At 73.5% G+C, this 23,227-nt stretch carries 20 protein-coding genes and 1 tRNA gene; 7 read left to right on the top strand and 14 right to left on the bottom strand.

Annotation, left to right across the window (positions count from 1 at the left end; all coding sequences use genetic code 11):
• Nucleotides 1-30 precede the first annotated feature (30 nt).
• The 7 genes from tatC to ACGGZK_RS13425 form a co-directional block, all read right to left on the bottom strand.
• A complete protein-coding gene (tatC, locus tag ACGGZK_RS13455) occupies nt 31-783 on the bottom strand; it encodes a twin-arginine translocase subunit TatC (RefSeq protein WP_395246087.1) in 753 nt (250 codons plus the stop codon).
• A gap of 50 nt (nt 784-833) precedes the next feature.
• Nucleotides 834-1,091 carry a twin-arginine translocase TatA/TatE family subunit gene (gene tatA, locus ACGGZK_RS13450; RefSeq protein ID WP_395243148.1) on the bottom strand — a complete coding sequence of 86 codons (258 nt, stop codon included), beginning with the start codon at nt 1,089-1,091 and terminating at the stop codon, nt 834-836.
• A 78-nt stretch (nt 1,092-1,169) separates the two neighbouring features.
• Nucleotides 1,170-2,162 (bottom strand): helix-turn-helix transcriptional regulator, encoded by a 993-nt coding sequence (locus tag ACGGZK_RS13445; RefSeq protein ID WP_395243147.1) that lies wholly within the window; start codon nt 2,160-2,162, stop codon nt 1,170-1,172.
• Nucleotides 2,159-3,175, bottom strand: a complete 1,017-nt coding sequence (locus ACGGZK_RS13440) for a helix-turn-helix transcriptional regulator (RefSeq protein ID WP_395243146.1) — start codon at nt 3,173-3,175, stop codon at nt 2,159-2,161. The genes ACGGZK_RS13445 and ACGGZK_RS13440 overlap by 4 nt, the downstream gene beginning before the upstream one ends.
• A gap of 49 nt (nt 3,176-3,224) precedes the next feature.
• Nucleotides 3,225-4,124 (bottom strand): FKBP-type peptidyl-prolyl cis-trans isomerase, encoded by a 900-nt coding sequence (locus tag ACGGZK_RS13435; RefSeq protein ID WP_395243145.1) that lies wholly within the window; start codon nt 4,122-4,124, stop codon nt 3,225-3,227.
• Nucleotides 4,125-4,181: 57 nt separating this feature from the next.
• On the bottom strand, nt 4,182-5,234 hold the full coding sequence (locus ACGGZK_RS13430; RefSeq protein ID WP_395243144.1) for a tRNA (adenine-N1)-methyltransferase: 1,053 nt from the start codon (nt 5,232-5,234) through the stop codon (nt 4,182-4,184).
• Nucleotides 5,231-5,905: an HAD family hydrolase gene (locus ACGGZK_RS13425; protein ID WP_395243143.1), complete on the bottom strand. Its 675-nt coding sequence runs from the start codon at nt 5,903-5,905 to the stop codon at nt 5,231-5,233. The genes ACGGZK_RS13430 and ACGGZK_RS13425 overlap by 4 nt, the downstream gene beginning before the upstream one ends.
• Nucleotides 5,906-5,982: 77 nt before the next feature.
• On the opposite strand from ACGGZK_RS13425, the gene ACGGZK_RS13420 reads away from it, so the two are divergent.
• Nucleotides 5,983-6,891, top strand: a complete 909-nt coding sequence (locus tag ACGGZK_RS13420) for a PAC2 family protein (RefSeq protein ID WP_395243142.1) — start codon at nt 5,983-5,985, stop codon at nt 6,889-6,891.
• A gap of 81 nt (nt 6,892-6,972) precedes the next feature.
• Here ACGGZK_RS13420 and ACGGZK_RS13415 read toward each other — a convergent pair whose 3' ends face one another.
• Nucleotides 6,973-7,791, bottom strand: a complete 819-nt coding sequence (locus ACGGZK_RS13415) for an undecaprenyl-diphosphate phosphatase (protein WP_395243141.1) — start codon at nt 7,789-7,791, stop codon at nt 6,973-6,975.
• Nucleotides 7,792-7,891: 100 nt separating this feature from the next.
• Complete coding sequence (locus tag ACGGZK_RS13410; RefSeq protein ID WP_395243140.1) at nt 7,892-9,238, bottom strand: M20/M25/M40 family metallo-hydrolase; 1,347 nt, start codon at nt 9,236-9,238, stop codon at nt 7,892-7,894.
• 206 nt (nt 9,239-9,444) lie between these two features.
• Between ACGGZK_RS13410 and ACGGZK_RS13405 the strand changes: the two genes are divergently transcribed.
• The 5 genes from ACGGZK_RS13405 to ACGGZK_RS13385 all read left to right on the top strand — a co-directional run bounded on the left by ACGGZK_RS13405 (nt 9,445) and on the right by ACGGZK_RS13385 (nt 16,277).
• Nucleotides 9,445-9,528 (top strand) — tRNA-Leu (locus ACGGZK_RS13405).
• 130 nt (nt 9,529-9,658) lie between these two features.
• Nucleotides 9,659-10,387 (top strand): hypothetical protein, encoded by a 729-nt coding sequence (locus ACGGZK_RS13400; protein ID WP_395243139.1) that lies wholly within the window; start codon nt 9,659-9,661, stop codon nt 10,385-10,387.
• On the top strand, nt 10,384-11,934 hold the full coding sequence (locus tag ACGGZK_RS13395) for a DNA polymerase Y family protein (protein ID WP_395243138.1): 1,551 nt from the start codon (nt 10,384-10,386) through the stop codon (nt 11,932-11,934). The genes ACGGZK_RS13400 and ACGGZK_RS13395 overlap by 4 nt, the downstream gene beginning before the upstream one ends.
• Nucleotides 11,934-15,401, top strand: coding sequence for an error-prone DNA polymerase (locus tag ACGGZK_RS13390; protein ID WP_395243137.1), 3,468 nt, complete (start codon nt 11,934-11,936; stop codon nt 15,399-15,401). The genes ACGGZK_RS13395 and ACGGZK_RS13390 overlap by 1 nt, the downstream gene beginning before the upstream one ends.
• 9 nt (nt 15,402-15,410) lie before the next feature.
• Complete coding sequence (locus tag ACGGZK_RS13385) at nt 15,411-16,277, top strand: DUF3097 domain-containing protein (protein ID WP_395243136.1); 867 nt, start codon at nt 15,411-15,413, stop codon at nt 16,275-16,277.
• Between the two features lie 63 nt (nt 16,278-16,340).
• Here ACGGZK_RS13385 and ACGGZK_RS13380 read toward each other — a convergent pair whose 3' ends face one another.
• The 4 genes from ACGGZK_RS13380 to ACGGZK_RS13365 form a co-directional block, all read right to left on the bottom strand.
• The gene (locus ACGGZK_RS13380) at nt 16,341-17,210 is read right to left on the bottom strand and encodes an SDR family oxidoreductase (RefSeq protein ID WP_395243135.1); all 870 of its coding nucleotides are present in this window, start codon (nt 17,208-17,210) and stop codon (nt 16,341-16,343) included.
• A 98-nt stretch (nt 17,211-17,308) separates the two neighbouring features.
• Nucleotides 17,309-18,403 carry a VIT1/CCC1 family protein gene (locus ACGGZK_RS13375; protein WP_395243134.1) on the bottom strand — a complete coding sequence of 365 codons (1,095 nt, stop codon included), beginning with the start codon at nt 18,401-18,403 and terminating at the stop codon, nt 17,309-17,311.
• A gap of 166 nt (nt 18,404-18,569) precedes the next feature.
• Nucleotides 18,570-19,046, bottom strand: a complete 477-nt coding sequence (locus tag ACGGZK_RS13370) for an Lrp/AsnC family transcriptional regulator (RefSeq protein WP_395243133.1) — start codon at nt 19,044-19,046, stop codon at nt 18,570-18,572.
• Nucleotides 19,047-19,152: 106 nt separating this feature from the next.
• Nucleotides 19,153-20,955: a DEAD/DEAH box helicase gene (locus ACGGZK_RS13365; protein WP_395243132.1), complete on the bottom strand. Its 1,803-nt coding sequence runs from the start codon at nt 20,953-20,955 to the stop codon at nt 19,153-19,155.
• Nucleotides 20,956-21,050: 95 nt separating this feature from the next.
• Here ACGGZK_RS13365 and ACGGZK_RS13360 point away from each other — a divergent pair, with 95 nt between their 5' ends.
• Nucleotides 21,051-21,911: an SGNH/GDSL hydrolase family protein gene (locus ACGGZK_RS13360; RefSeq protein WP_395243131.1), complete on the top strand. Its 861-nt coding sequence runs from the start codon at nt 21,051-21,053 to the stop codon at nt 21,909-21,911.
• On the opposite strand, the gene ACGGZK_RS13355 is transcribed toward ACGGZK_RS13360, so the two are convergent.
• Nucleotides 21,818-23,227 carry a D-alanyl-D-alanine carboxypeptidase family protein gene (locus ACGGZK_RS13355; protein ID WP_395243130.1) on the bottom strand — a complete coding sequence of 470 codons (1,410 nt, stop codon included), beginning with the start codon at nt 23,225-23,227 and terminating at the stop codon, nt 21,818-21,820. The genes ACGGZK_RS13360 and ACGGZK_RS13355 overlap by 94 nt on opposite strands.

Genomic DNA, 23,227 nt, shown 5'->3' with positions numbered 1-23,227 from the left:
CGGACGGGACGCCCGGCCCCGCCCCGCCGCTCAGACGAGCGAGGCGCCGAACTCCTCAACCTGGCGCTTCGACACGCGGCGATCGTGGAGGAACGCGATGAACCACGCCCCGAAATACAGCAGCACCATCGGGATCGCCAGCATGAACATCGACACCACGTCGGCCGACGGGGTCGCGATCGCGGTGAACAGCACGATCACGAGGATCGCGATGCGCCAGGATCGCAGGATCGAGATCGCGCTGATCACGCCGGCGAAGTTCAGGATGACGATGAACACGGGCACGACGAACGCGATGCCGATCGCCAGCACCAGCTTCAGGACGAAGTCGAAGTAGATCTTCGCGTCGAGGAAGCTGACGTCCTGCTGCGGCACGAAGCTCGTCATGAGCTCCACGATGTGCGGCAGCACGAACCAGCCGGCCGCGCAGCCCAGGAGGAAGAGCGGCACCGCCGTGAACACGAACCCGAAGGCGTACCGACGCTCGCGCTTCGTCAGCCCCGGCACCAGGAAGGCGAACACCTGGTACAGCCAGACCGGGCTCGAGATCACGATGCCCAGGGTGAAGGCGATCTGCAGGCGCAGGTCGAACGCCCCGGTGATGGTCGGGTAGGTGATCTCCGCGTCCCGCGCCTGCGTCTCGACGATCAGGTCGACCGGTTCGCGCAGCGCGTCCCAGACGAACCCCGAGAGCAGCCAGCCGGCGACCGCGCCGACGAGGATCGCGGCGGCGGCGATGAAGAGTCGCTTGCGCAGCTCCAGCAGGTGCGCGCCGAGCGACATCCGCTTCTCGGAGTTCCGCTCCCCGCGCTCCTTCACCGTGGCCATCTGGCTCAGGAACTCGGGCCGGAGTCCGCGCTGCTGCCCGCAGCCTTCGGCTTCTCGGGCGCGCTCGCCGCCTGGTCGGTGGTACCGTCCGCGGCGTCGGGGGTCGTCTCGTCGGGCTTGTCGCTGCGCACCTCGCTGCGGAGGATCTTCATCGACTGGCCGAGGCTCCGCGCGAGGGCGGGCAGCTTCGGAGCACCGAACAGCAGGAGGATCACCAGGAGGATGATCAGGGCATGCCAGCCGGTGAAGGCGTTACCAAACATGGGCGATTCCGTTCTGGTGGTGGTCTGTCGAAAGTCTAGCCGTTGCTCGGCGGAACCTCCCGCCCAACCCTGCAGCGGTCAGTCGTCGAGGTCCTCGTATCCGGCCAGGCCCGACGCCGCCCACTCGGCGACGACGGCTCGCGCCTCGGGCGGAGCGACGACGGTGACGACGGCGGGCAGCCCCGCCACGAGCCGCTTCAGCCCGTGGTAGTGGGCCAGGCGCAGCGTCACGCGCAGGCGGCCCTCGACCTCCTCGGCCGTCGAGTCCGCGAGGTACTCGGCGATGAGCGGCAACGACTCCGGGGCGACGTCGACGACGACGTCGAGGTCGGTGTCGGCCCGCTGGAACAGGCCGTCGGGCAGCTCCACTCCCGAGTGGTCGCCGATCGGCTCGTCGGTGACCGAGAGGTCGGTCATGCGGTCGAGCCGGAAGCTGCGCACGTCCTCCCGCGTGTGGCAGTACGCCTGCAGGTACCAGTCAGCGCCGTTGGATCGCACCCGCAGCGGGTCGACCCGGCGTCGGCCCCGACCGCCCTGCACGTTGCGGTAGTCGAACTCCAGCTGGCGACCCTCGGCGACCGCGGTGCGCACCATCGCGAGCGAGGCATCCGCCTCGGCCTCGGCGACCGCGAGCGCGTTCGGCGCGTCGGACGCACCGGCGGTCAGCTTGCCCAGCAGGGCCCGGAGCTGCGCGCTGCCGGCGTTCTCGGGCAGCGCCGAGAGGTACTGCAGGCCGGCGATGAGCGCCGCGGCCTCCCGTGACGAGAGCCGCGGCGCGTCGTCGATCGCGACGTGGTGGACGATGATGATGACGCCCTCGTCGTCGAACGCGTCCCAGTCGATGTCGAAGAGGTCGTTCGCCTGGTACGTGCCCGTCTCGCCGGGCAGGCCGGAGGTCGCGATGAGGGTCACCGCGTCGCGGATCTGCGCCTCGGTCACGTTGAAGTGCTCGGCCGCCTCGGCGACGTCGACCACGCGCCGCTCCAGGAGGAACGGCACGAGCGACAGGAGGAAGACGAGCTTGTCGGGCGCCTTCTGCGCACGGGCGCGCCGCGGGGCGGGCGTGCTCATCGGGCGTCCTCCGAGCGGTGCGCGTCGCGCACCGCGGTCAGCCGGTCGCGCACGCGGCGGCGGAGCGACTCCGGCCCGAGCACGCGGACCTCGGGGCCGTACCCGGCCAGCTCGTCGGCGAAGGCGACCTCGTCGGTGTAGTGCAGGCTGATCACGCCGGCGTCCTCGTCGCGCTCGACGGCACGGCGGCCGAGCCGCACCTCGGCGTCGCTGTCGGCGGCGACCGCGAGGTCGGCGCGGTTGGAGAGGCGCAGCGCCTCGAGCTCGGCGAGGATCCGGTCCTGGACGCCCTCCGGCGGAGCCGGGAAGCTCGTGCCCTGCAGCACCTCAACGGGACCGGTGATCCGCTGGAGCAGGAACGTGCGCGGGGCATCCGCCCAGTGGTCGCGACCGTGCAGGTGCCAGCGCCCGTCGTGGAGCACGACCGCCCACGGGTCGACCGTGCGCACGCGCGGCTCGACGTCGCCCGGCTTCACGTACCGGAAGCGCACCGTCTGGCCGCGGTCGAGCGCCTGCCGCAGCGGGTCGAACGCGGCTTCTCGCACGCGCAGGCGGGGCGCGTAGCCGATCACCGGCTCGCGCGGCTCGATGCCGAGCGCGCGCAGCTTCGTCAGGGCGCGCTGCGAGTCCTCCGACAGCGACTCCTCGCGCCAGACCTCGGCGGCGAGGCTCAGCAGTGCGACCTCGTCGGGCGTGAAGCGCACGGACTCGGGCAGGTCGTAGCGGCCCTTCGGGATGCGGTACCGCAGCTGCTGGTTGTCACCGGCGTGGTCGGGCGACTCGATCGTGTCGAGCGGGATGCCGAGCTCGCGGATCGCCTCCTTGTCGCGCTCGAACTGCCGCTCGATGTTCGGGCTGGGCTTGTGCGCGTCGTACCGCTCGGCGTACCCGCGGACCGTCGAGAGGATCTCCGACTTCAACAGCCCGTGCTCGGTCGCCAGCAGCGCCAGCACGAGGCTGAACAGGCGGTCCTCGGCCGCGACGTTCGGCGCGCGCTTCGACTCCCCTGCCACAGCAGCGATCATAGTGCGGTCGGGAGGGCGGACCGCCCGGTCCGCGGGCTCAGATCACGCCCAGGATGTCGATGACGTAGAAGGTGGCCTCGCCCTGGTCGCCGGGGACGACCACGCCGACCTGCGAGCCGACGGCCTGGCCGATGATCGCGTCCGCCGTGCCGGCGAGGGTCTGCGCGACCCCGTCCTCGGAGGCGACGACGAGCGTCGGCTTGCCGTCCTCCCACGAGGAGCGGATGACGCTTCCCTCGTTCCAGTCGACCGCCGTGTACTGCACGACGACCTGGTCGCCCTCCTCGACGGCCGCGCCCGAGCCCTCCTTGAGGACCTCGATCTCGGTCGTGTCGAACGGCTCCGACTTGGGCACGGTGATGCCCGGGCGGCCGTCCGGCGCGAGCACGACGGCCGGGAATCCGTCGCGCGTGAGCCGCGGGGTGCCGTCGGCGTGCGTCGGGAACGCCCGGGCGACGTCGAGGACGGCGACCAGGCCGGTGTCGGGCACTCCGGCGGACGGGTCGGCGCCGTCCTGCACCGCGTCGGACGGCGGGATCACGACGACCACGCGCGACCCCTCGCGGGCGCAGGTCAGGCCCTTCGAGATGCCGGCGACGGTCGCACCCATCACGACCGGGATGGGGCCGTCGTCGTCGAAGCCGACGGACTGCAGCTCGTCGCCCGTGCCCGCGTCGTACAGGCTCGCTCCGAGCAGCACGAGCTGGCCGTCCTGGAGCAGCGGGCCCTCGCCGGCGATGACCTCGGTGCACTGGGTCGCTTCGGGGGTGAGCGGCGTCGGGAAGTCGACGCGCGGCTTCGCCCCGAAGTCGCCCTGCACCTCGACGGCGTCGGAGGATGCCCCGGTGGCGGCCTCCGGCTCGGACGCCCCGGCGCAGCCGGTCAGGGCGACGGCGAGTACGCCGACGGTGGCGATGAGCGCGAGTGACGAGCGCACGGATCCTCGTTCCTTCGATCGTGGGGGGTCGCCTGGCCGGCAGGCGCGTGGGAAAGCCTACCCGTCGGAGTCGGTCGATCCCGACGGCGCCGGGTCCCCGGCGGCGGGCTCGACCGGGGCATCCGCCGTGGGGTCGTCCTTGGCCAGTGCGGCCGCGGTGCCCGCGGCGCGGACCCGCTTGCGCAGGCTCTTCGGGCTGACCGTCCGCTCGCCGAGCGCGCCCGGCGTCCACGCCTCCACGTCCTCGTCGCTGAAGTCGGTCTTCGACGGACGGCGCTTCAGCTCGGGGAGGATCGTGTCCGGCGCCAGCCGGCGGGCCGTGATGAGGAAGCCGGTGTGCGCGATCATGCGGTGGTCGGGGCGCACGGCGAGGCCCTGCACGTGCCATCCGCGCACCATCGTCTCGTTCGCGACCGGCTCGGTGTAGCCGCCCGTCGCGCGGATCGCCTCGGCGACCCGGCTCAGCTGGGTCGCGGTCGCGACGTAGCAGAGCACCACGCCACCGGGCTTCAGCGCGTCGGAGACGGCGTCGAGGCACTCCCACGGCGCGAGCATGTCGAGCACGACGCGGTCGACGGATGCCTCGGCCACCGCCTCGGGAAGGGTGTCGGCGAGGTCGCCGAGCGTGATCGACCAGTTCGCCGGCACCTCGCCGTGGAACGTGCCGACGTTGCCGCGGGCCACGTCGGCGAACTCCTCGCGACGTTCGAACGAGTGCAGCCGGCCCTCGTCGCCGATCGCGCGCAGCAGCCACAGCGACAGCGCGCCCGAGCCGACGCCGGCCTCGACGACCACCGCACCCGGGAAGATGTCGGCCTGCGCGAGGATCTGCGCCGCGTCCTTCGGGTACACGATCGCCGCGCCGCGCGGCATCGACATGACGAAGTCGCTGAGCAACGGCCGGAGCGCGAGGTACTCGACGCCGACCTGGTTCGCGACGACCGAGCCGTCGGGCAGGCCGATCAGGTCGTCGTGTGCGATCACGCCCTTGTGCGAGTGGAAGACCTTGCCCGGCTCCAGCGTGACGGTGTGCATCCGGCCCTTCGGCCCGGTGAGCTGCACCCGGTCGCCGACGCGGAACGGCCCGCTGCGGACGCCCCGCGCGCTCATGCCCGCTCCCCCGCCATGGTCAGCACGCCGACGAGGTCGGCGGGCGTGCGGCCTGCGAGCGACTCCCAGAGCACGGTGTGCGGCACGTCGTCGAGCGACAGGATGTTCGGCACGCCGATCGCCGCCGCGCCCGAGGCGTGCGCCGAGGTGAGGCCCGACACGGAGTCCTCGATGGCGACGCAGTCGCGGATGTCGACGCCGAGCAGGTCGGCCGCGCGCAGGTAGGGCTCGGGGTGCGGCTTCGGCTCGTCCACCTCGTCACCGGCCACGACGACGTCGAAGGCGGGGAACGGGATGGCCCGCACCACGTCCTCCGCCAGCGTGCGGATCGACATGGTCACGAGCGCGGTGGGCACGGATGCCTCGCGCAGCCCCTCGAGGAACTCGCGGGCGCCGGGCCGCCAGGGGATGCCCTCCGCGTTGATCCGCTCGCGGACGGAGTCGGTGAGCCGGGTCACGATCTCGTCGGCAGGCAGGTCGGCGCCGGCCCGCTGGAGGACGGCGGCGGAGTCCCAGAGGCCGGAGCCGATGAGCTGGAGCGCCTGCTCATGGGTCCAGGCGCGGCCGAAGGAGCCGAGCAGCTCGACTTCGGCGGCCATCCAGTACGGCTCGGTGTCGACGAGGGTGCCGTCCATGTCCCACAGGACGGCGGCGGGAAGGCGTGTGGTCACGACCGTCAAGTCTACGGGCACGGCCTATTGTGGGTCTGAGAGCCCGGCGTGAGCGGGTTCGGGAAGCGGGCAAACGGGTGCATCAGCCGGTCGGGTTCAGCAGCGGACGGCTCCTCGTCGTCGCCTTCGAGGGCTGGAACGACGCGGGCGAGGCAGCGAGCGGCGCCGCACGGCTCCTCGCCGACCGCCTCGGCCTCGTCGAGATCGCCTCGGTCGACCCCGAGCTCTACTACGACTTCCAGTTCAACCGCCCGACCATCGCCGCGGGCGACGACGGCGTCCGCCGCATCGAATGGCCGGGTGCCGCGCTCCTCGGCCCCGGCGACCTCGTCGAGGACGACGAGGAGTCCGTCACCGGGCCCGGCGCCGAGGGCCTGCACGTGCTGCTCGGCGCGGAGCCCGCCCGCAGCTGGAAGAGCTTCGCCGCCGAGCTCATCGACGCGGCGCTCGCCGCCGACGTCGAGGGCATCATCCTGCTGGGTGCGATGCTGGCGGATGCCCCGCACACGCGCCCGCTGATGGTCTTCGCCTCGAGCGAGAACCCCGAGGTGCGCCAGTCGCTCGGCGTCGAGCGCTCGACCTACGAGGGGCCGATCGGCATCCTCAGCGTGCTCGCCGACCACGCCGAGCGCGCCGGCATCCCGACCGTGAGCCTGTGGGCGTCGGTGCCGCACTACGTGCACAACGCGCCGTCGCCGAAGGCCGTGCTCGCCCTGCTCGCGAAGGTCGAGGAGCTCACCGGCCTCAGCATCCCCCGCGGGAGCCTCGAGGAGGACGCCCAGGCGTGGGAGGCCGGCGTCGACGCCCTGGCCGCCGACGACGAGGACATGGCGGGCTACATCACCCAGCTCGAGCAGGCGCGCGACGCCGTCGACGCCCCGGAGGCGAGCGGCGAGGCGATCGCCAAGGAGTTCGAGCGGTACCTGCGCCGTCGGGGCGACCAGCGCGGCGGCGACGAGCCGTGGCGGCCTCGCGACGGGGCCTGACCGGCCCGAGGCGTCCGACCGCACGAGGCATCCGCTCGCGCGGGGCACACCTTCGCGCGTGGCATCCGCTCGCCGCGTCTGTCAGGCGTCGATGACGCCCGTCGCCAGCAGCACGAGGAGCAGGCCGCCGAGCGCGATGCGGTAGACCACGAACAGCAGGTAGCTGTGCCGTGAGATGTACCGCATGAAGAACGCGATGATCAGGATGCCCACCACGAACGCGACGAGGGTCGCCGCGGCCGTCTCGATCGGGCCGTAGGGGCCCGGCTCGCCGAGGCTCTTGTAGACCTGGTACAGGCCCGAGCCGAACACCGCGGGGATGGCCAGCAGGAACGCGTACCGCGCCGCCGCCGGTCGCTCGTAGCCCAGGAACAGGCCCATCGAGATCGTGCCGCCCGACCGGGAGACGCCCGGGATGAGCGCGAGCGCCTGCGCGAGGCCGAACAGGATGCCGTGCCCCACGGTGAGCTGGTCGAGCGTGCGGGTCTTCCGGCCGGCCCAGTCGGCGAGGCCGAGGATGATGCCGAACACGATGAGCGTCGTCGCGACGATCCACAGCGAGCGGAACGTCGTCTCGATCTCGTCCTGGAAGAGGAGCCCGAGCACGACGATCGGGATCGTGCCGATGATGATGAGCCAGCCCATGCGGGCGTCGGGATCGTTGCGGGGCACCCGGCCCGTGAACGAGCCGAACCAGTGCGAGACGATCCGCACGATGTCCCGCCAGAAGAAGACCAGCACCGCCGTCTCGGTGCCGAGCTGGGTGATCGCGGTGAACGCGGCGCCCGGGTCCTGCGCGCCGGGCAGGAACTCGCCCAGGATGCGCAGGTGCGCGCTCGAGGAGATCGGGAGGAACTCGGTGAGGCCCTGGACCAGGCCGAGGATGAGCGCTTCGAGCACGTCGCGTGTTCTCCTTCCGCCTCCGCGGAAGTCGGAGGAAACGGGACCGTCCCCGTCGCGCGGTCATGTCGAGCAGTGCCGCCGCCGGGCGACCGGCGGCCTAGTAATCGAGCAGCAGGTCCCGCAGGACCCGCCTTCCGAATGCTAGCGCGTCGAGCGGCACCCGCTCATCGACCCCGTGGAACATCGCCGGGAAGTCGAGGTGGTCGGGCAGCCGGAGCGGCGCGAAGCCGTACCCGCGGATGCCGAGCCGGCTGAGCGACTTGTTGTCGGTGCCGCCGCTCAGCAGGTACGGGAACACGGGCGCGCCCGGGTCGTGCACGGCGAGCGAGCGGCGCACCGCGTCGACGAGCGGTCCGGACGTCGGCGACTCCAGCCCGACGTCGCGGTGCACGATCTCGATCTCGATGTCGTCGCCGACGAGCCGGCGCACCTCGGCGAGCACCGCGTCCTCCTCGCCGGGGAGCGTGCGGATGTCGACGAGTGCCTCCGCGCGGTCGGGGATGACGTTGTGCTTGTAGCCGGCGGTCAGGGCCGTCGGGTTGGCGGTGGTGCGCAGGGTCGCGGTGATGAAGCCCGACGCCGAGCCCGTGGCCAGCGCCAGCTCGTCGGGCGAGGCCTTGGCCGGGTCGACGCCGAGCACCCGGGCGATCTCGCCGAGGAGCTCCTCGGTGGTGTCGGTGAGGCGCACCGGCCACTCGGCCGAGCCGAGCCGGGCGATCGCCCCGGCGAGCTTCGTCACGGCGTTGTCGCGGATCAGCCGGGAGCCGTGCGCGGCGACGCCGCGGGCGACGAGGCGGACCCAGAGCAGGGCCTTCTCCCCCGTCTGCAGCAGGTAGGCCCGCTGCCCGCCGATGGTGACCGAGTACCCGCCGACCTCGCTGATCGCCTCGGTCGCTCCGGCGAACAGCCCGGGGTGCTCGTCGACCATCCAGCTCGCGCCGAACGCGCCGCCGGCCTCCTCGTCGGCGAAGAACGCCACGACGAGGTCGCGCTCGGGCTGCCGGCCGGAGCCGAGGATGTCGCCGACGGCGGCGAGCATCATCGCGTCCATGTCCTTCATGTCGACGGCGCCGCGGCCCCAGAGCATGCCGTCGCGGATCTCGCCGGCGAACGGGTCGACGGTCCAGTTGCGCGGGTCGGCCGGCACGACGTCGAGGTGGCCGTGCAGCACGAGCCCGGGCTTGCCGGGGTCGCGGCCGGGCACGCGGGCGACGACGCTGGCGCGGCCGGGCGCGGACTCGAAGAGCTGCGGCGCGAGGCCGAGGGCGGCCAGCCGCGCCTCGACGTACTCGGCGGCCTCGCGTTCGCCGTTCGAGCGGCCCTCGCCGAAGTTCGTGGTGTCGAGGCGGATGAGGTCGCGGGCGATCACCGCCTCCTCCTCGAGCACCGGCAGCGCGGCGCCCTCCGGCTCGTGGTGTGCGGGGGTCGCGGATGCCTCGGCCATGCGCCCCACGGTATCGCGGGCGCATGGCGGATGCCCCGTCGCGGGTGTCATGCGGGTGTCATGAAGGATTTTCGTGGGCGAGGAACCCGGTCTCATCTGGGGGTTCTTCCTGAATGTCGACTGGAAGCGCCCTGAGTGGTCAAAGGCCCTCGGGAAAGCGTGCTAATGTCTTCTACGGCCGCTGAGAGATCAGGGGCCGACACAACGCGCGGGTGGCGGAAATGGCAGACGCGCTAGCTTGAGGTGCTAGTGCCCGAAAGGGCGTGGGGGTTCAAGTCCCCCCTCGCGCACGTTGACTCGAAAGGCCCGGACCGGATGGTCCGGGCCTTTCGTGTTTCTCCGTGCCGTTCGTGCGCCTGCGGGACGCACGGCTCGTCCGCATGCGCCGCGATGTCGGTGGGGCTTGCGATATTCGAACACATGTTCGAAGCTGGAACGGTGACGCCGACTGCACCACTGGCTCCCGCCGCGACCCCGTTCGATCGGGTCGGCGAGCTGCAGTCGCGCATCCGCGGCATGGAGGCGACCCGGCTCGACTCGAAGGCCGTGCCCACCCATCCGGCGCTCTCCGCCGTGCTGCCCGGCGGGACCCTGCGGGAGGGCACCGTGGTGCGGGCGCTGGGGTCCACCAGCCTCCTCATGGCGCTCCTGGCCGGTCCGTCGGCGAGCGGCCTGTGGGTCGCGGTCGCCGGCATCCCCGACTTCGGGGTCGAGGCGGCCCGCGGGTTCGACATCGACCTCGACCGGCTCGTGCTCGTGCCCGATCCGGGAGCCCAGTGGCTCTCGGTGGTCGCGGCGCTCGCCGACGCCGTGCCGGTCGTCGCGGCCAGGCCGGTCGGCCGGGTGTCGCCGGCGGAGGCATCCCGCTTCGCGGCCCGCCTCCGCCAACGGGGCGCCGTGCTCATCGTCGCGGGTGACTGGCCGGCCGCCGACCTGGTGCTCGAGGTGTCGGAGGGGCGCTGGCAGGGACTCGACCACGGGCACGGGGCCCTCCTCGAGCGGGAGGTCGTGCTGCGCGGATCGGGCCGGGGCGGATTCGGGCAGGAACGGCGGGCAACGCTCCGACTGCCCGATCGCGGGCTGGGCGTCGCCCCTGGCGGGGAGCCCGCCGAGGTGCGGTACGTCGACTTCGGGAGGCGGGCCGGATGACCTCGGCGACGCTCCCCACGCGCAGCATCGTGCTCTGGTGGCCCGACTGGCCGGTGTTCGCCGCGGCCAGGGAGACCGGGCTCGACGCCGCCGGCCCGATCGCGCTCACCGAGGCCGGGCTCGTGTACGCCTGCTCGGCGACGGCCCGCCGCGACGGGGTGGCCAGGGGCCTGCGCCTCCGGGAGGCGCAGTACCGCTCCCCCGCGGTCGCCGTGCTGCCCTACGACGCCGCGCTCGACGTGCGCGCCTTCGAACCCGTCGTGCGCCGCATCGAGGAGGCGGTGCCCGGGGTGCAGGTCGTGCGGCCGGGCACCCTCGCCATGCGCGCCCGCGGGCCCGTCCGCTACTACGGCGGCGAGGAGGCCGCCGCGCGGGCGCTGCTCGAGACCGCCGCCTCCGTCGGCGCCGCCGACGTGCGCGTGGGCATCGCCGACGGTCCGTTCGCCGCCGAGCAGGCGGCCCGCGGCGTGCAGCCCGGCCCGGTCGGCGTGATCCCGCCCGGGGCATCCGCCTCGTTCCTCGCCCCGCTCCCGGTGCGCCTCGTCGTGGAGCCGCGGGTCGCCGTGCTCCTGAACCGCCTGGGGGTGCGCACCCTCGGCGACTTCGCCGCGCTGCCCGAGGCCGACGTGCGGCGACGCTTCGGCGCCGCGGGCGCGTTCGCGCACGACCTCGCCGCCGGGCGCGAGGCGACCCGGGTCGCCGCCCGCACCCCGCCGCCCGAGTTCGCCGTCGAGCAGGACTTCGAGCCGCCCCTCGAGCGCATCGACCAGCTCGCCTTCGCGTTCCGCGTGCGCGCCGAGGAGTTCATCGACCGCATGCGGGCGAAGCGGCTGGTCTGCACGGCCGTGCGGGTCGACCTCGACGACGAGCGCGGCGGGCACTCCAGCCGCGAGTGGCTGCACCCCCGGTGGTTCACCGCGGCCGACGTCGTCGACCGCGTGCGCTGGCAGCTCCAGGGATCGGGCACCGCCGACAGCCCCCTCGCCGCCCCGATCACCCGGGTGCGGATCGTGCCCGAACGCGTCGACTCGACCGGAAACCACGAGGAGGGGCTCTGGGGCGGCGGGCCCGACGAGCGCGTGCACCACGGGCTCACCCGCGTGCAGGGCATGCTCGGGCACGACGCCGTGGTGACGGCCTCGGTCGGCGGCGGCCGGATGCTCGCCGACCGGCAGGTGCTCGTGCCGTGGGGCGACCGACCGCCCACCCGACGCGACGACGCCCCGTGGCCCGGGAGCCTGCCCGCGCTCGCCCCGGCCAGCGTGTTCCGCGAACGGCCCCGCGTGGCCCTCGCCGACGCCGCCGGCGGGAGCGTCGCGATCGACGAGCGCGGCAGCGTGACGGCGGCGCCCGAGACGTTCGCCGTCGACGGCGCCGCACCCGCGACGGTCCGCGCCTGGGCGGGGCCCTGGCCCGTCGTGGAGCGGTGGTGGGACGCCGAGCGGGGCCGGCGCGTGCACCGGTTCCAGGTCGTCGACGACGACGGCTGCGCGTGGCTGCTCGTGCGCGACGGCGAGGGCTGGTGGGCCGAGGCGAGGTACGACTGATGGGCTGGAACAACCCGGAGATCCCGTGGTCGGAGCTCGAGCGCGCCCTCTCCGACCGGCGACGCCCCGGCGGGTCCGGCGGGTCCGGGCAGCAGAAGCTCATCGCCGACGGCGGCGACAGCCCCGCCTGGAGCCGCAAGCGCCACCCCTACCGCCGGGGTGCCGGCGGCGAGTCGCCCGACGGGCCGGTCGTGCCCTACGCAGAGCTGCACGCCCACTCGGCGTTCAGCTTCCTCGACGGCGCGTCCATGCCCGAGCAGCTCGTCGAGGAGGCGAGCCGCCTCGGGCTCACCGGGCTCGCGCTCACCGACCACGACGGCTTCTACGGCATCGTCCGCTTCGCGGAGGCCGCCGAGAGCTTCCCCGACCTCACCACGGTGTTCGGCGCCGAGCTCTCCCTCGGGCTGTCCGAACCGCAGATGGGTGCCGCCGATCCCGAGGGCGACCACCTGCTCGTGCTCGCCCACCGGGAGGAGGGGTACCACCGGCTCGCGGCGGCGATCACGGCCGGGCAGCTCGCCGGCGGCGAGAAGGGACGGCCCGCGTACGGCCTGGAGGAGCTCGCCGCCCGATCCGGCGGCGAATGGGTGGTACCGACCGGCTGCCGGAAGGGCGCGGTCCGGCGCGCGCTCGCCACGGGAGGGCCGGATGCCGCGTGGCGGGAGCTCGACCGGCTCGTCGCCCTGTTCGGGCGGGAGCACGTGGTCGTGGAGCTCACCGACCACGGGCACCCGGGCGACCAGGGCGCCAACGATGCCCTCGCCGTCCTCGCCGAACGGGCGCGGGTGCCGCTGCTCGCCACGAACGCGGTCCACTACGCGACCCCGTCGGAGCACCGGCTCGCGTCCGCGCTCGCCGCGGTGCGGGCCCGGCGCAGCCTCGACGAGCTCGACGGCTGGCTGCCCGCCTCCGACGGGCTGCACCTGCGTTCGGGGGCCGAGATGGCCGCGCGGTTCGCGCGGTACCCGGGGGCCGTCGAGCGGTCCGCGGTCCTCGCGGAGGAGCTCGGCTTCCGCCTGCGCAGTGCTCGCCCCAGGCTGCCGAGGCAGCAGGTGCCGCCGGGGCACACCCCCATGAGCTGGCTGCGGCAGCTCGTGGAGGCCGGCGCGGAGGAGCTCTACCCGGGCGTGCCCGCCCACGTCCGCACGCGGCTCGAGCAGGAGCTGGCGGTCATCGAGCAGAAGGACTTCCCCGGCTACTTCCTCATCGTGCACGACCTGGTCCGCGAGGCGCGGGCGCGGGGCATCCTCTGCCAGGGCCGGGGGTCGGCGGCGAACTCGGCCGTCTGCTACGTGCTGCGGATCACCGCGGTCGACTCGATCTTCTACGACCTGCCGTTCGAGCGGTTCCTCTCGGCGCTCCGCGACGAGGAGCCCGACATCGACGTCGACTTCGACTCCGACCGCCGGGAGGAGATCATCCAGTACGTCTACGGCAAGTACGGCAGGCAGAACGCGGCCCAGGTCGCGAACGTGATCAGCTACCGGCCGAAGGCCGCCGTGCGCGACATGGCGAAGGCGCTCGGCTACTCGACCGGCCAGCAGGACGCCTGGTCGCGCCAGGTGGAGCGCTGGGGCGCCGTCGTCGAGACCGACGACCACGACATCCCCGACGCGGTGATCGAGCTCGCCGAGCAGGTGCTCACCTTCCCGCGGCACCTCGGGATCCACTCCGGCGGCATGGTGCTCACCGACCGACCCGTCGGCGAGGTCGTGCCGATCGAGCACGCCCGCATGGAGAACCGCACCGTCCTGCAATGGGACAAGGACGACTGCGCCTGGATGGGCCTCGTGAAGTTCGACCTGCTCGGCCTCGGCATGCTCGCCGCCCTGCGGTACGCGTTCGACCTGATCCGGGAGTCGACCGGCGAGGAGTGGGAGCTCGCCACCCTGCCGAAGGAGGAGCCGGCCGTCTACGACATGCTCTGCCGGGCCGACTCGATCGGCGTGTTCCAGGTCGAGAGCCGCGCCCAGATGGGCACCCTCCCCCGGCTCCGGCCCCGGCGGTTCTACGACCTGGTCGTCGAGATCGCGCTCATCCGCCCTGGCCCGGTGCAGGGCGGCGCGGTGCATCCGTACATCCGCCGCCGCACCGGCGAGGAGCCGGTGACCTACCTGCATCCGAAGCTCGAGCCCGTGCTCGAGCGCACCCTCGGGGTGCCGCTGTTCCAGGAGCAGCTCATGCAGATGGCCGTCGCCGTCGGCGACTGCACGCCCGCCGACGCCGACCTGCTGCGCCGGGCGATGGGCTCCAAGCGCGGCGTGGAGCGGATCGAGACGCTGCGCGAGAAGCTGTACGCCGGCATGGCGGCCAACGGCATCGACCAGGGCACGTCCGACGAGATCTACGCGAAGATCCAGGCGTTCGCGAACTTCGGCTTCGCCGAGAGCCACGCGCTGAGCTTCGCGCTCCTCGTCTACGGCAGCTCCTGGCTGAAGCTGCACTACCCCGCGGCGTTCCTCGCAGCGCTGCTGCGCGCCCAGCCCATGGGCTTCTACTCGCCGCAGACGCTGACGGCCGATGCGCGGCGCCACGGCGTGGAGGTGCGCCGGCCCGACATCCTGCGGTCGGGCGTGCACGCGGGCCTCGAAGCAGGCACGGCCGACGATGCCGCGGGCGGCCCGGGCGGCGGTGCGGATGCCCCGGCCGGCCCGCTTCCGCCCACCGGCCGGCCCCGCTGCGCCGACCCGGTGCAGCCGCCCGTGGGCGACTTCGACCGCGACGCGCCCGACCACTCGGCCGACCATCGTCGCGACGGCGCGTTCGCGGTGCGCCTGGGGCTCGCCGACGTCTCCTCGATCGGCACCGCCACCGCGGAGCGGATCGTCGCCGAGCGCGAGCGCGGCGGGCCCTACCGGGACATGGCGGATGTCTCGCGTCGGGCCGGCCTCGAGGCCGCCGAGCTGGAGGCGCTCGCAGCCGCCGGCGCGTTCGCCGGGTTCGGGCTCGACCGGCGACGGGCGCTCTGGCTCGCCGGCGAGGCCGCGCAGGACCGGGCCGAGTACCTGCCCGGATCGGTGGTCGTGGTCCAGCCCCCGTTGCTGCCCATGCTCACGCCGACCGAGCAGGTGGTCTACGACCTCTGGGCGACGGGCATCTCCCCCGACGACCACCCCATCCGGCACATCCGCGACCGCCTGGACGAACGCGGCGTGGTCCGGGTCGACCGGCTGCGGGAGGCGGAGTCGGGTCGACGGATCGAGGTCGGCGGCGTGGTCACCCACCGGCAGCGGCCGGCGACGGCGTCGGGCATCACCTTCCTCAACCTCGAGGACGAGTCGGGCACGGTCAACGTGATCGCGGGCGTCGGGGTGTGGACCAGGTATCGCCGTATCGCCCGCGAGGCGCCGGCGATGATCGTCCGCGGCATCCTCGAGCGCTCCCGCGACGGCGTCGTGAACGTCGTCGCCGACCGATTCGAATCCCTCACCGTGTCGGCGCCGTCGCGTTCGCGGGACTTCCGTTAATCTCGTCCGGTGCCCCCACACGACGATCTCGGCCCCGACCGCTACGGCACCGACGTGCTCGCCGGCGACTGGCGCGGGGCATCCAGACGGGCGACGCCCGAGGCCGCCGCCGAGCGCGACCTCGTGGTCGAGGTCGCGGCCGACGGGTTCTGCGGCGCGGTCGTCGGCATCGAGAAGCAGCTCGTCACCCTGGAGGACCGCTTCGGCCGGCGCCGGGTGTTCCCGCTCGGCCTCGGGTTCGTCCTCGACGGCGAGCCGGTGCGGCTCGTCGCACCGAAGGCGGCGGCCCCCACCGGGCGGATGCGCACCGCGTCGGGCTCGTTCGCCGTCGACGCGGGACCGGCCAAGGTCGCGCTGCCCAGCCGCATCTTCGTCGAGGGGCGGCATGACGCCGAACTCGTGGAGAAGATCTGGGGCTCCGACCTGCGCGTCGAGGGCGTCGTCGTCGAGTACCTCGAGGGCGTCGACGTGCTGCCCGAGGTGCTCGACCGGTTCCGCCCGGCGCCCGGCCGCCGGGTCGGGGTCCTGGTCGACCACCTCGTGCCGGGCTCGAAGGAGCAGCGCATCGCCGACGCCGTCGCGCGCGGACCGCACGGGGCCGACGTCCTCGTCGTCGGACACCCGTTCATCGACATCTGGCAGGCGGTACGGCCCGCGCGCCTCGGGATCGACGCGTGGCCGGTCATCCCGCGGGGCACGTCGTGGAAGCACGGCGTCTGCGCTGCGTTCGGCTGGCCGCACGCCGAGCAGGCCGACATCGCCCGCGCCTGGCAGCGCATCCTCGGCCAGGTGCGCGGCTACGGCGACCTCGAGCCGGCCCTCCTCGGCCGTGTCGAGGAGCTCATCGACTTCGTGACGGTGCCCGCCGAGGGCTGACGCGAGCCGCGACGCAGGCGCACCGCACCCCCGCCGACCCGCCCGGCGTACCCGTGCCCGGCGTCAGACCGCGCTGGCGCCGTCGCTGCGGATCCGCTGCCCCGAGACCCAGCGTCCGTCGTCGGACGCCAGCCAGGCGACGAGGCGGGCCGCGTCCGCCGGGGTGCCGAGCCGACCGGTCGGCTGGAGCGCGGTGAGCCGCTCGCGCGTCGAGGCGTCCATCCAGCCGGTGTCGACGGGGCCGGGATCGACGAGGTTCGCGGTGATCCCGAGCGGTCCCACTTCGCGGGCGGCGGCGATCACGATCCGGTCGAGCGCGCCCTTGCTCGCGCCGTACGGGACGTTCCCGACCACGTGGTCGCTCGTCAGCGCGATGATCGACCCGTGACCCGCGCGCGGGTCGCGATCATCCGCCGAAGCCGAAGCCGAAGCCGAAGCCGAAACTGAACCCGAATCCGACGCACGAACTGGGGCCGGACCCGGCGTCGCCTCCGGCTCGGCCGACGCCTCGCCGAACCGTTCCGCGAACGCCCGGATCAGCAGCCACGCGGCCCGGGTGTTCACCGCGAAGTGCCGGTCGAAGCTCTCCAGGGTGGTGTCGAGCAGGCCCGAGTCGACGCTCTCCGAGTGCGAGAGCACGAGGCTGCTCGGCGTGCCGAGCCGATCGACGACCTCCGCGAGGACGCGCTCGGGCGTCGTCGGGTCGGCGAGGTCCGCCTCGATCCGGATCGCGCGGGCGCCCCTGGCGATGAGCTCGCGACGGAGGTCATCGGGGTCGAGCTCCGGGTCGCCGCCGAGCGGCACCCGCCGTTCGTAGGACGTCCACGTGGTGACGGCGACGTCCCAGCCGTCGTCCGCCAGCGCGCGGGCGATGGCATGGGCGATGGAGTTCCGGCGACCCGCGCCGGTGACGAGGGCGATGCGTTCGGACATCCCGTCATCATGGCGCAGCCGGCGGCGCCGGCGCAGCCACGTCGGTCAGCCGAGCGCCCGTCACAGCCGAGCCCTGCGACTCGGCCGAGCCCCGCGACTCAGCCGATCGTCGTGCCGAACGCGAGCCCGAGCACGTACGTCACCGCCGCGGCGCCGAACCCGATCGCGAGCTGGCGCAGCGCCCGCTTCAGCGGCGATGCGCCCGACAGCACGCCGACGATGGCGCCGGTCACGAGCAGGGCGATGCCGACGAGCCCGGTCGACAGCGCGACGGCACCGAGCCCGCTCATGCCGAACAGGTAGGGCAGGACGGGGATCAGCGCGCCCGAGGCGAAGAAGCAGAAGCTCGAGATCGCGGCCGACCACGCGGTGCCGACGGCCTCGTCGTCCTCCGCGGACAGCGGGATCGCGCCGGTGGGCGTCCGCAGGCGGCCCGCCGCCGCGACCCGTGCGAGCACGAGCGACGCCTGCTCGACGGCCTCGGCCGGCTCCATGCCGCGCGCGCGGTACACGAGCGCGAGCTCGTTCGCGTCGAGGTCGAGGTCGGTCACGGCATCCTGCACGCCGGGGTCGGGGGCGGATGCCTCGAGCAGCTCGCGCTGCGAGCGGACCGAGACGAACTCGCCCGCGCCCATCGACAGCGCACCCGCGAGCAGGCCGGCGATGCCGGTGAAGAGCACGACCGGGGCGGGCACGCCGGTGGCGCCGATGCCGAGCACGAGGGCGAGGTTCGAGACCAGGCCGTCGTTGGCGCCGAAGACCGCCGCACGGAAGGTGCCCGCGAGCCGGCGGCGGCCCCGCGCGGCGAGCCCGCGGACGACCTCGCCGTGGATGCGCTCGTCGGCGGCCATCGCGGCCGTCGCGTGCGGGTCGTTCGCGTAGGGCGAGCGGGACTCGGCCTGCTGCGCGAGCGCGAGCACGAAGATGGAGCCGAACCGGCGGGCGAGCGCGACGAGCGTGCGCGTGCGCAGGTCGGCCCGCGGCACGCCCCGGTCGTCGCCGTCGAGCAGGGCCAGCCAGTGCGCTTCGTGGCGCCCCTCGGCGGCGGCGAGGGCGAGCAGGATCTCCCGCTCCTCGCCCTCCTTGCGGGCCGCGAGCTCGCGGTACACGGCGGCCTCGGCGCGTTCGTCGGCGAGGTAGCGACGCCACTTGGCGCGGTCCGCGTCGCTGGCGGCGGGTCGTGCGTCGGTCATCGTGCTCCCGGGTCGGGCGGGGGCATCGTGCCGGGCGGCGGGCTCCCGCGACGTCGCGTCGGGCCGGGGATCGGCCCTCGGCAACGCTAGCCGTCGAGTCTCGGCCGACCGGTCGATTCGCCGCGATTGGCAGCATTTCGGGCGGCCGAACGCGGTCGCCGCGTCCTCAGCCGATGAGCTGCTGCCAGCCGTCGCCGGCGACGTGCTCGAAGATCAGGTTCGTCTCGGTGTGCGCGACGGCCGGATGCCCCGTCAGGTACGCGAGCACGAACTCGCGCAGTTCGACCGCGTCCTTCGCGGCGACGTGCAGCAGGTAGTCGTCGGCGCCGGCCATGTGGAACACGCCGAGCACGCCGGGCAGGTGCGGCACCTGCTGGCGGAAGGCGTCGATCTCGCTGCGGTCGTGCTTCACCAGGCGCACGGCGATGAGGGCCTGCAGCGATACCCCCACGGAGGCGAGGTCCACGTCGACGCGGAAGCCCCGCACGGTGCCGAGCGCCTGCAGGCGGCGGAGCCGGAGGGAGACCGTCGACTCGGCGACGCCGACCTCCTGCGCGAGCGCGGAACCCGAGGCGCGCGCGTTGGTCGAGAGGGCGGAGAGCAGGGCCCGGTCGACGCGGTCGAGTTCTGGCTGCTGGGGCACGGACATCCTCCATCGGTGCAGGTCTTGCGATCTCGGCGATCGTAGCCGATGGTGCGATGGGCGAGCCGCCGCATGACGCGTGCCCCCGCCCGTCGGCGCTGCGCGGTCAGCGCCCGCCCATGCGCCGCCGCAGCAGGTCGATCCTGGCCTGCAGTTGTGTGACGGTGGCCTGCGCCACCTCGGGGCCGCCGCACGCTCGCCGGAGCTCGGCGTGGACCTGCGAGTGCGGCTGGCCGTTCTGCCGTGCCCACAGGCCGACGAGGCTGTTCAGCAGCGATCGCTGCTCCTTCAGCGTGCGGTAGAGCGCGACCGGCTCGGCAGGCGGCTGCTCCACGTCGTGGCGGCGACGCTCGCCGGCCCGACGGGCCTGGCGGGCCTGCCGGTGCCGCAGGAGCTCGGCGACCTGCTCGGGTTCGAGCAGGCCGGGCAGGCCGATGAAGTCGAGCTCCTCGTCGCTGCCGGGCTCCGCGAACGTGCCGAAGTCGGTGCCGTCGAAGACGACCCGGTCGAACGTGGCGTCCGAGGCGACCGCCTGCCATTCGAACAGGTCGACCTCCTCCGAGGCCTTCTCCTCCCGGTTGGCGGCCTCCAGCAGCCCGTCGTCGAGGCCGGGATCGTCGTCGCCCTCTCCGGTACGCCGGTCGAGCGCGTGGTCGCGTTCCCGCTCGAGCTCTCCGGCGAGGGCCATGAGCACGGGCACGTTCGGGAGGAAGACCGACGCGGTCTCACCGCGCCGGCGGGCGCGCACGAAGCGGCCGATCGCCTGGGCGAAGAACAGCGGCGTCGCCGAGCTGGTGGCGTACACGCCGACCGCGAGCCGGGGCACGTCGACGCCCTCCGACACCATGCGCACGGCGACCATCCACCGGCTGGTGCCCTCGCTGAACTCCTCGATCCGCGCGCTCGCCTCCTTCTCGTCGGAGAGGACCACGGTGACGCGTTCGCCGCAGATGCGCTCGAGGATCTCGGCGTAGGCGCGTGCGACGGTCTGGTCGGTCGCGATGACGAGTCCGCCGGCGTCGGGGATGCCGTGGCGCACCTCGGTCAGTCGACGATCCGCTGCCTGCAGCACGGACGGGATCCACTCCCCCGACGGCTCGAGCGCGGTGCGCCAGGCCGAGGACGTGATGTCCTTGGTGTTGTCCTCGCCGAGGCGGGCCTCCATCTCGTCGCCCGCCCGCGTGCGCCACCGCATGTGGCCGGCGTAGACCATGAAGAGCACCGGCCGGACGACGCCGTCGGCCAGCGCCCGCCCGTACCCGTAGGTGTAGTCCGACTGCGACAGCCGCACGCCGTGGCGGTCCTGCTCGTAGCGGACGAACGGGATGGGCGCGGTGTCGCTGCGGAACGGGGTGCCCGACAGCAGCAGTCGCTTCTCCGCGGGCTCGAACGCCTCGCGCAGTGCGTCGCCCCAGCTGAGCGCGTCGCCGCCGTGGTGCACCTCGTCGAGGATGACGAGGGACCGGCCCGAGAGCGTGAGCTCGCGGTGCAGCGCCGGGCGGGTGGCGACCTGCGCGTAGGTGACGGCGACGCCGTGGTAGTGCCGGGCGGTGCGTCCGTGCGCGTTGCGGAACCCGGGGTCGAGGCGGATGCCGACGCGCGCGGCCGCATCGGCCCACTGCCGCTTGAGGTGGTCGGTCGGCGCGACCACGGTGATGCGGTCGATGATGCGGCGCGAACGCAGCTCGGCCGCGATGCGGAGGGCGAAGGTCGTCTTGCCGGCGCCGGGCGTCGCGGCGGCGAGGAAGTCGCGCGGCAGCTCGTCGAGGTACTTCTCGAGCGCCTCGGCCTGCCAGGCCCGCAGCTTTCCGGCGGTACCCCACGGCGCGCGGGCCGGGAACGACGGGGAGAGGTGCTCAGCGGCCGCGGTGCCCGGCTGATGGCTGCCGGATGGGGTCGCTGTGCTCACTCTGCAGCACTGTAGCCGACCCGTCTGACACGGCGGTCCGGCCGCGATGAATCCGCCCGATCCGGCGCGCGCGCCGCGCCGTGCAGAATGGAGGGATGGTCACCCAGCAGCACCCCTGGTCCCGGTACGTCGCCATCGGCGACTCGTTCACGGAGGGCATCGGCGACGCCGACGACCGCGTGCCCGGTGGCAACCGCGGTTGGGCCGACCGCGTCGCCGAGGTGCTGAGCCGCGGTACCGAGGACTTCGCGTACGCGAACCTCGCGATCCGGGGGCGCCTGATCCAGCAGATCATCGACGAGCAGATCGAGCCGGCGCTCGAGCTGCGGCCCGACCTCATCACGATCTCCGCGGGCGGGAACGACGTCATCCGCCCCGGCACCGATCCCGACGAGATCTCGGCCCGGTTCGAGTACGCGATCGAGCGGTTGAGTCGCGACCACGCCACCATCGTCATCTTCACGGGCGTCGACGTCGGCTTCTCCCCGGTGTTCCGCGGCATCCGCGGCAAGGTCGCGATCTACAACGAGAACCTGCGGGCGATCGCGTCGAAGTACGACTGCGTCGTCGCCGACCAGTGGGCGCTCGCCGCGATCCAGGACCAGCGCATGTGGGCGCCCGACCGCCTCCACCTGAACTCGCTCGGCCACCACACGGTCGCACGCATGGTGCTCGACGCCCTGAACGTCGAGAACGACCTCGAGCCGCTGAAGCCCGAGCCGCTGCCCGGGTCGAGCTGGCGGCAGGCGCGCGTCGAAGACCTGGCGTGGGCGCGCGAGTACCTCGTGCCGTGGGTGCTCCGGCGCATCCGCCACCAGTCGTCCGGCGACCTGGTGACGGCCAAGCGCCCGTCGGCCGGTCCCTACGCGGCCGGAGCCACGACCGGCGAGGTTGACGAGGTCGACGAGGTCGACGAGGAGATCGTCGCCGCCCCCCTCGCGCCCGCCGAGGACTGAACCGGGTCGAGCCCGCCCGGGTTCTGCAGGCGCCACCAGGCGCCCGGGTCCTCGAACGAGCCGTCGAGCACGATCGGCACAGTGAGCTGCTGGTCGCCGGCGTGCACGATCGCGGTGCCGACCTCGCTGTCGTCGGTCGCGAGGGTGAGGTCGTCGACCTGCACCTCGACGTCGACGGGCGTGTCGCTCCACACCACGACGGATGCCCCGTCGCGTGCCCGGGCGACCGCGGTCTGGCCCCACGGCTGCGCGTACGACGCGAGCTCCTGGCCGGCGGCCAGCGCCTGCACCTCGTGGAACCCGGGGGCGACGCTGTCGAGCATCGTCGCGATCGCGTCGTTCAGCACCGCGTGGGTCTCCGCGCCGAGCACGACGCCCACGACGGTCACGCTCGTCGCGCCCACCGGGTAGTCGGCCGAGAACAGCAGGTTCGCGGCGTCGTCGGTCGTGCCGGTCTTGATGCCGTCGACGCCGTGGGTGCCGAGGAGCTTGTTCGAGTTCGTGACGGTGCCGACGCCGGGGATCTCGGCGGACTTCATCGCGACGATCTCGGCGAGCACGGGGTCGGCGAGGGCGAGCTGGCCGAGCTGCACCAGGTCGGTCGGCGTGCTCGTGTTCTCGAGCGACAGGCCGGAGGCGTCCGCGATGGTCGTGTGCACGAGCCCATGGGCGTCGAGCCAGCCCCTGGCCGCGTCGACGAGTCCCTGCTCGGAGCCGAAGGCCCAGTTCGACAGCGAGATCGCGTAGTTGTTGCCCGACGGCAGCAGCATCGTCTCGAGGCTCTGCTTGAGCGTGAGCGACGAACCCGCGGGCACCGGGGCGACCGAGCCGTTCTGGGCGACCATGTCCCAGTAGATGTCCACGTCGTCGTCGGTGTACGCGATCGACGGCCCCTCCTCGCCGGGGGCGATCGGGTTGCGGTCGAGGATCACGAGCGAGGTGATCACCTTCGTGATGCTCGCGGACGGCAGCGGCGACTGGTCCTCGCTCTGCGCGAGCGTGCCCGGGAACCCGACGGCTCCGATCGCCCAGGTGCCGAATCCGGGGCCGGCGACCTGCTGCGCCGGGGCGACCACGGGAGCCGGGTCGGTGACGACCGCGGTCGCGGTGGGGATGGGCGCGTTCAGCGCGTTCGCCGCGTAGGCGCCGGCGCCGAGGAGCAGTGCCAGCACGATCGCGAGCGCGCCGAACACGACGATCCTGCGACGCCGGTACATGCGCCGGCGGGCCGCCGCGCGCTGCTGGGCGCGCTCGACGTCGTCGTCGTAGGCGGGGCGGGGGCCGGTGGTCGGCGGCTCGGCGGTGGTGCGTGACAT

The sequence above is a fragment of the Agromyces sp. MMS24-K17 genome (genome assembly GCF_043950245.1).
Classification (GTDB): domain Bacteria; phylum Actinomycetota; class Actinomycetes; order Actinomycetales; family Microbacteriaceae; genus Agromyces.
Note: the sequence above shows the minus strand (reverse complement) of the source record. Positions and strands in the feature narration are given on the sequence as shown.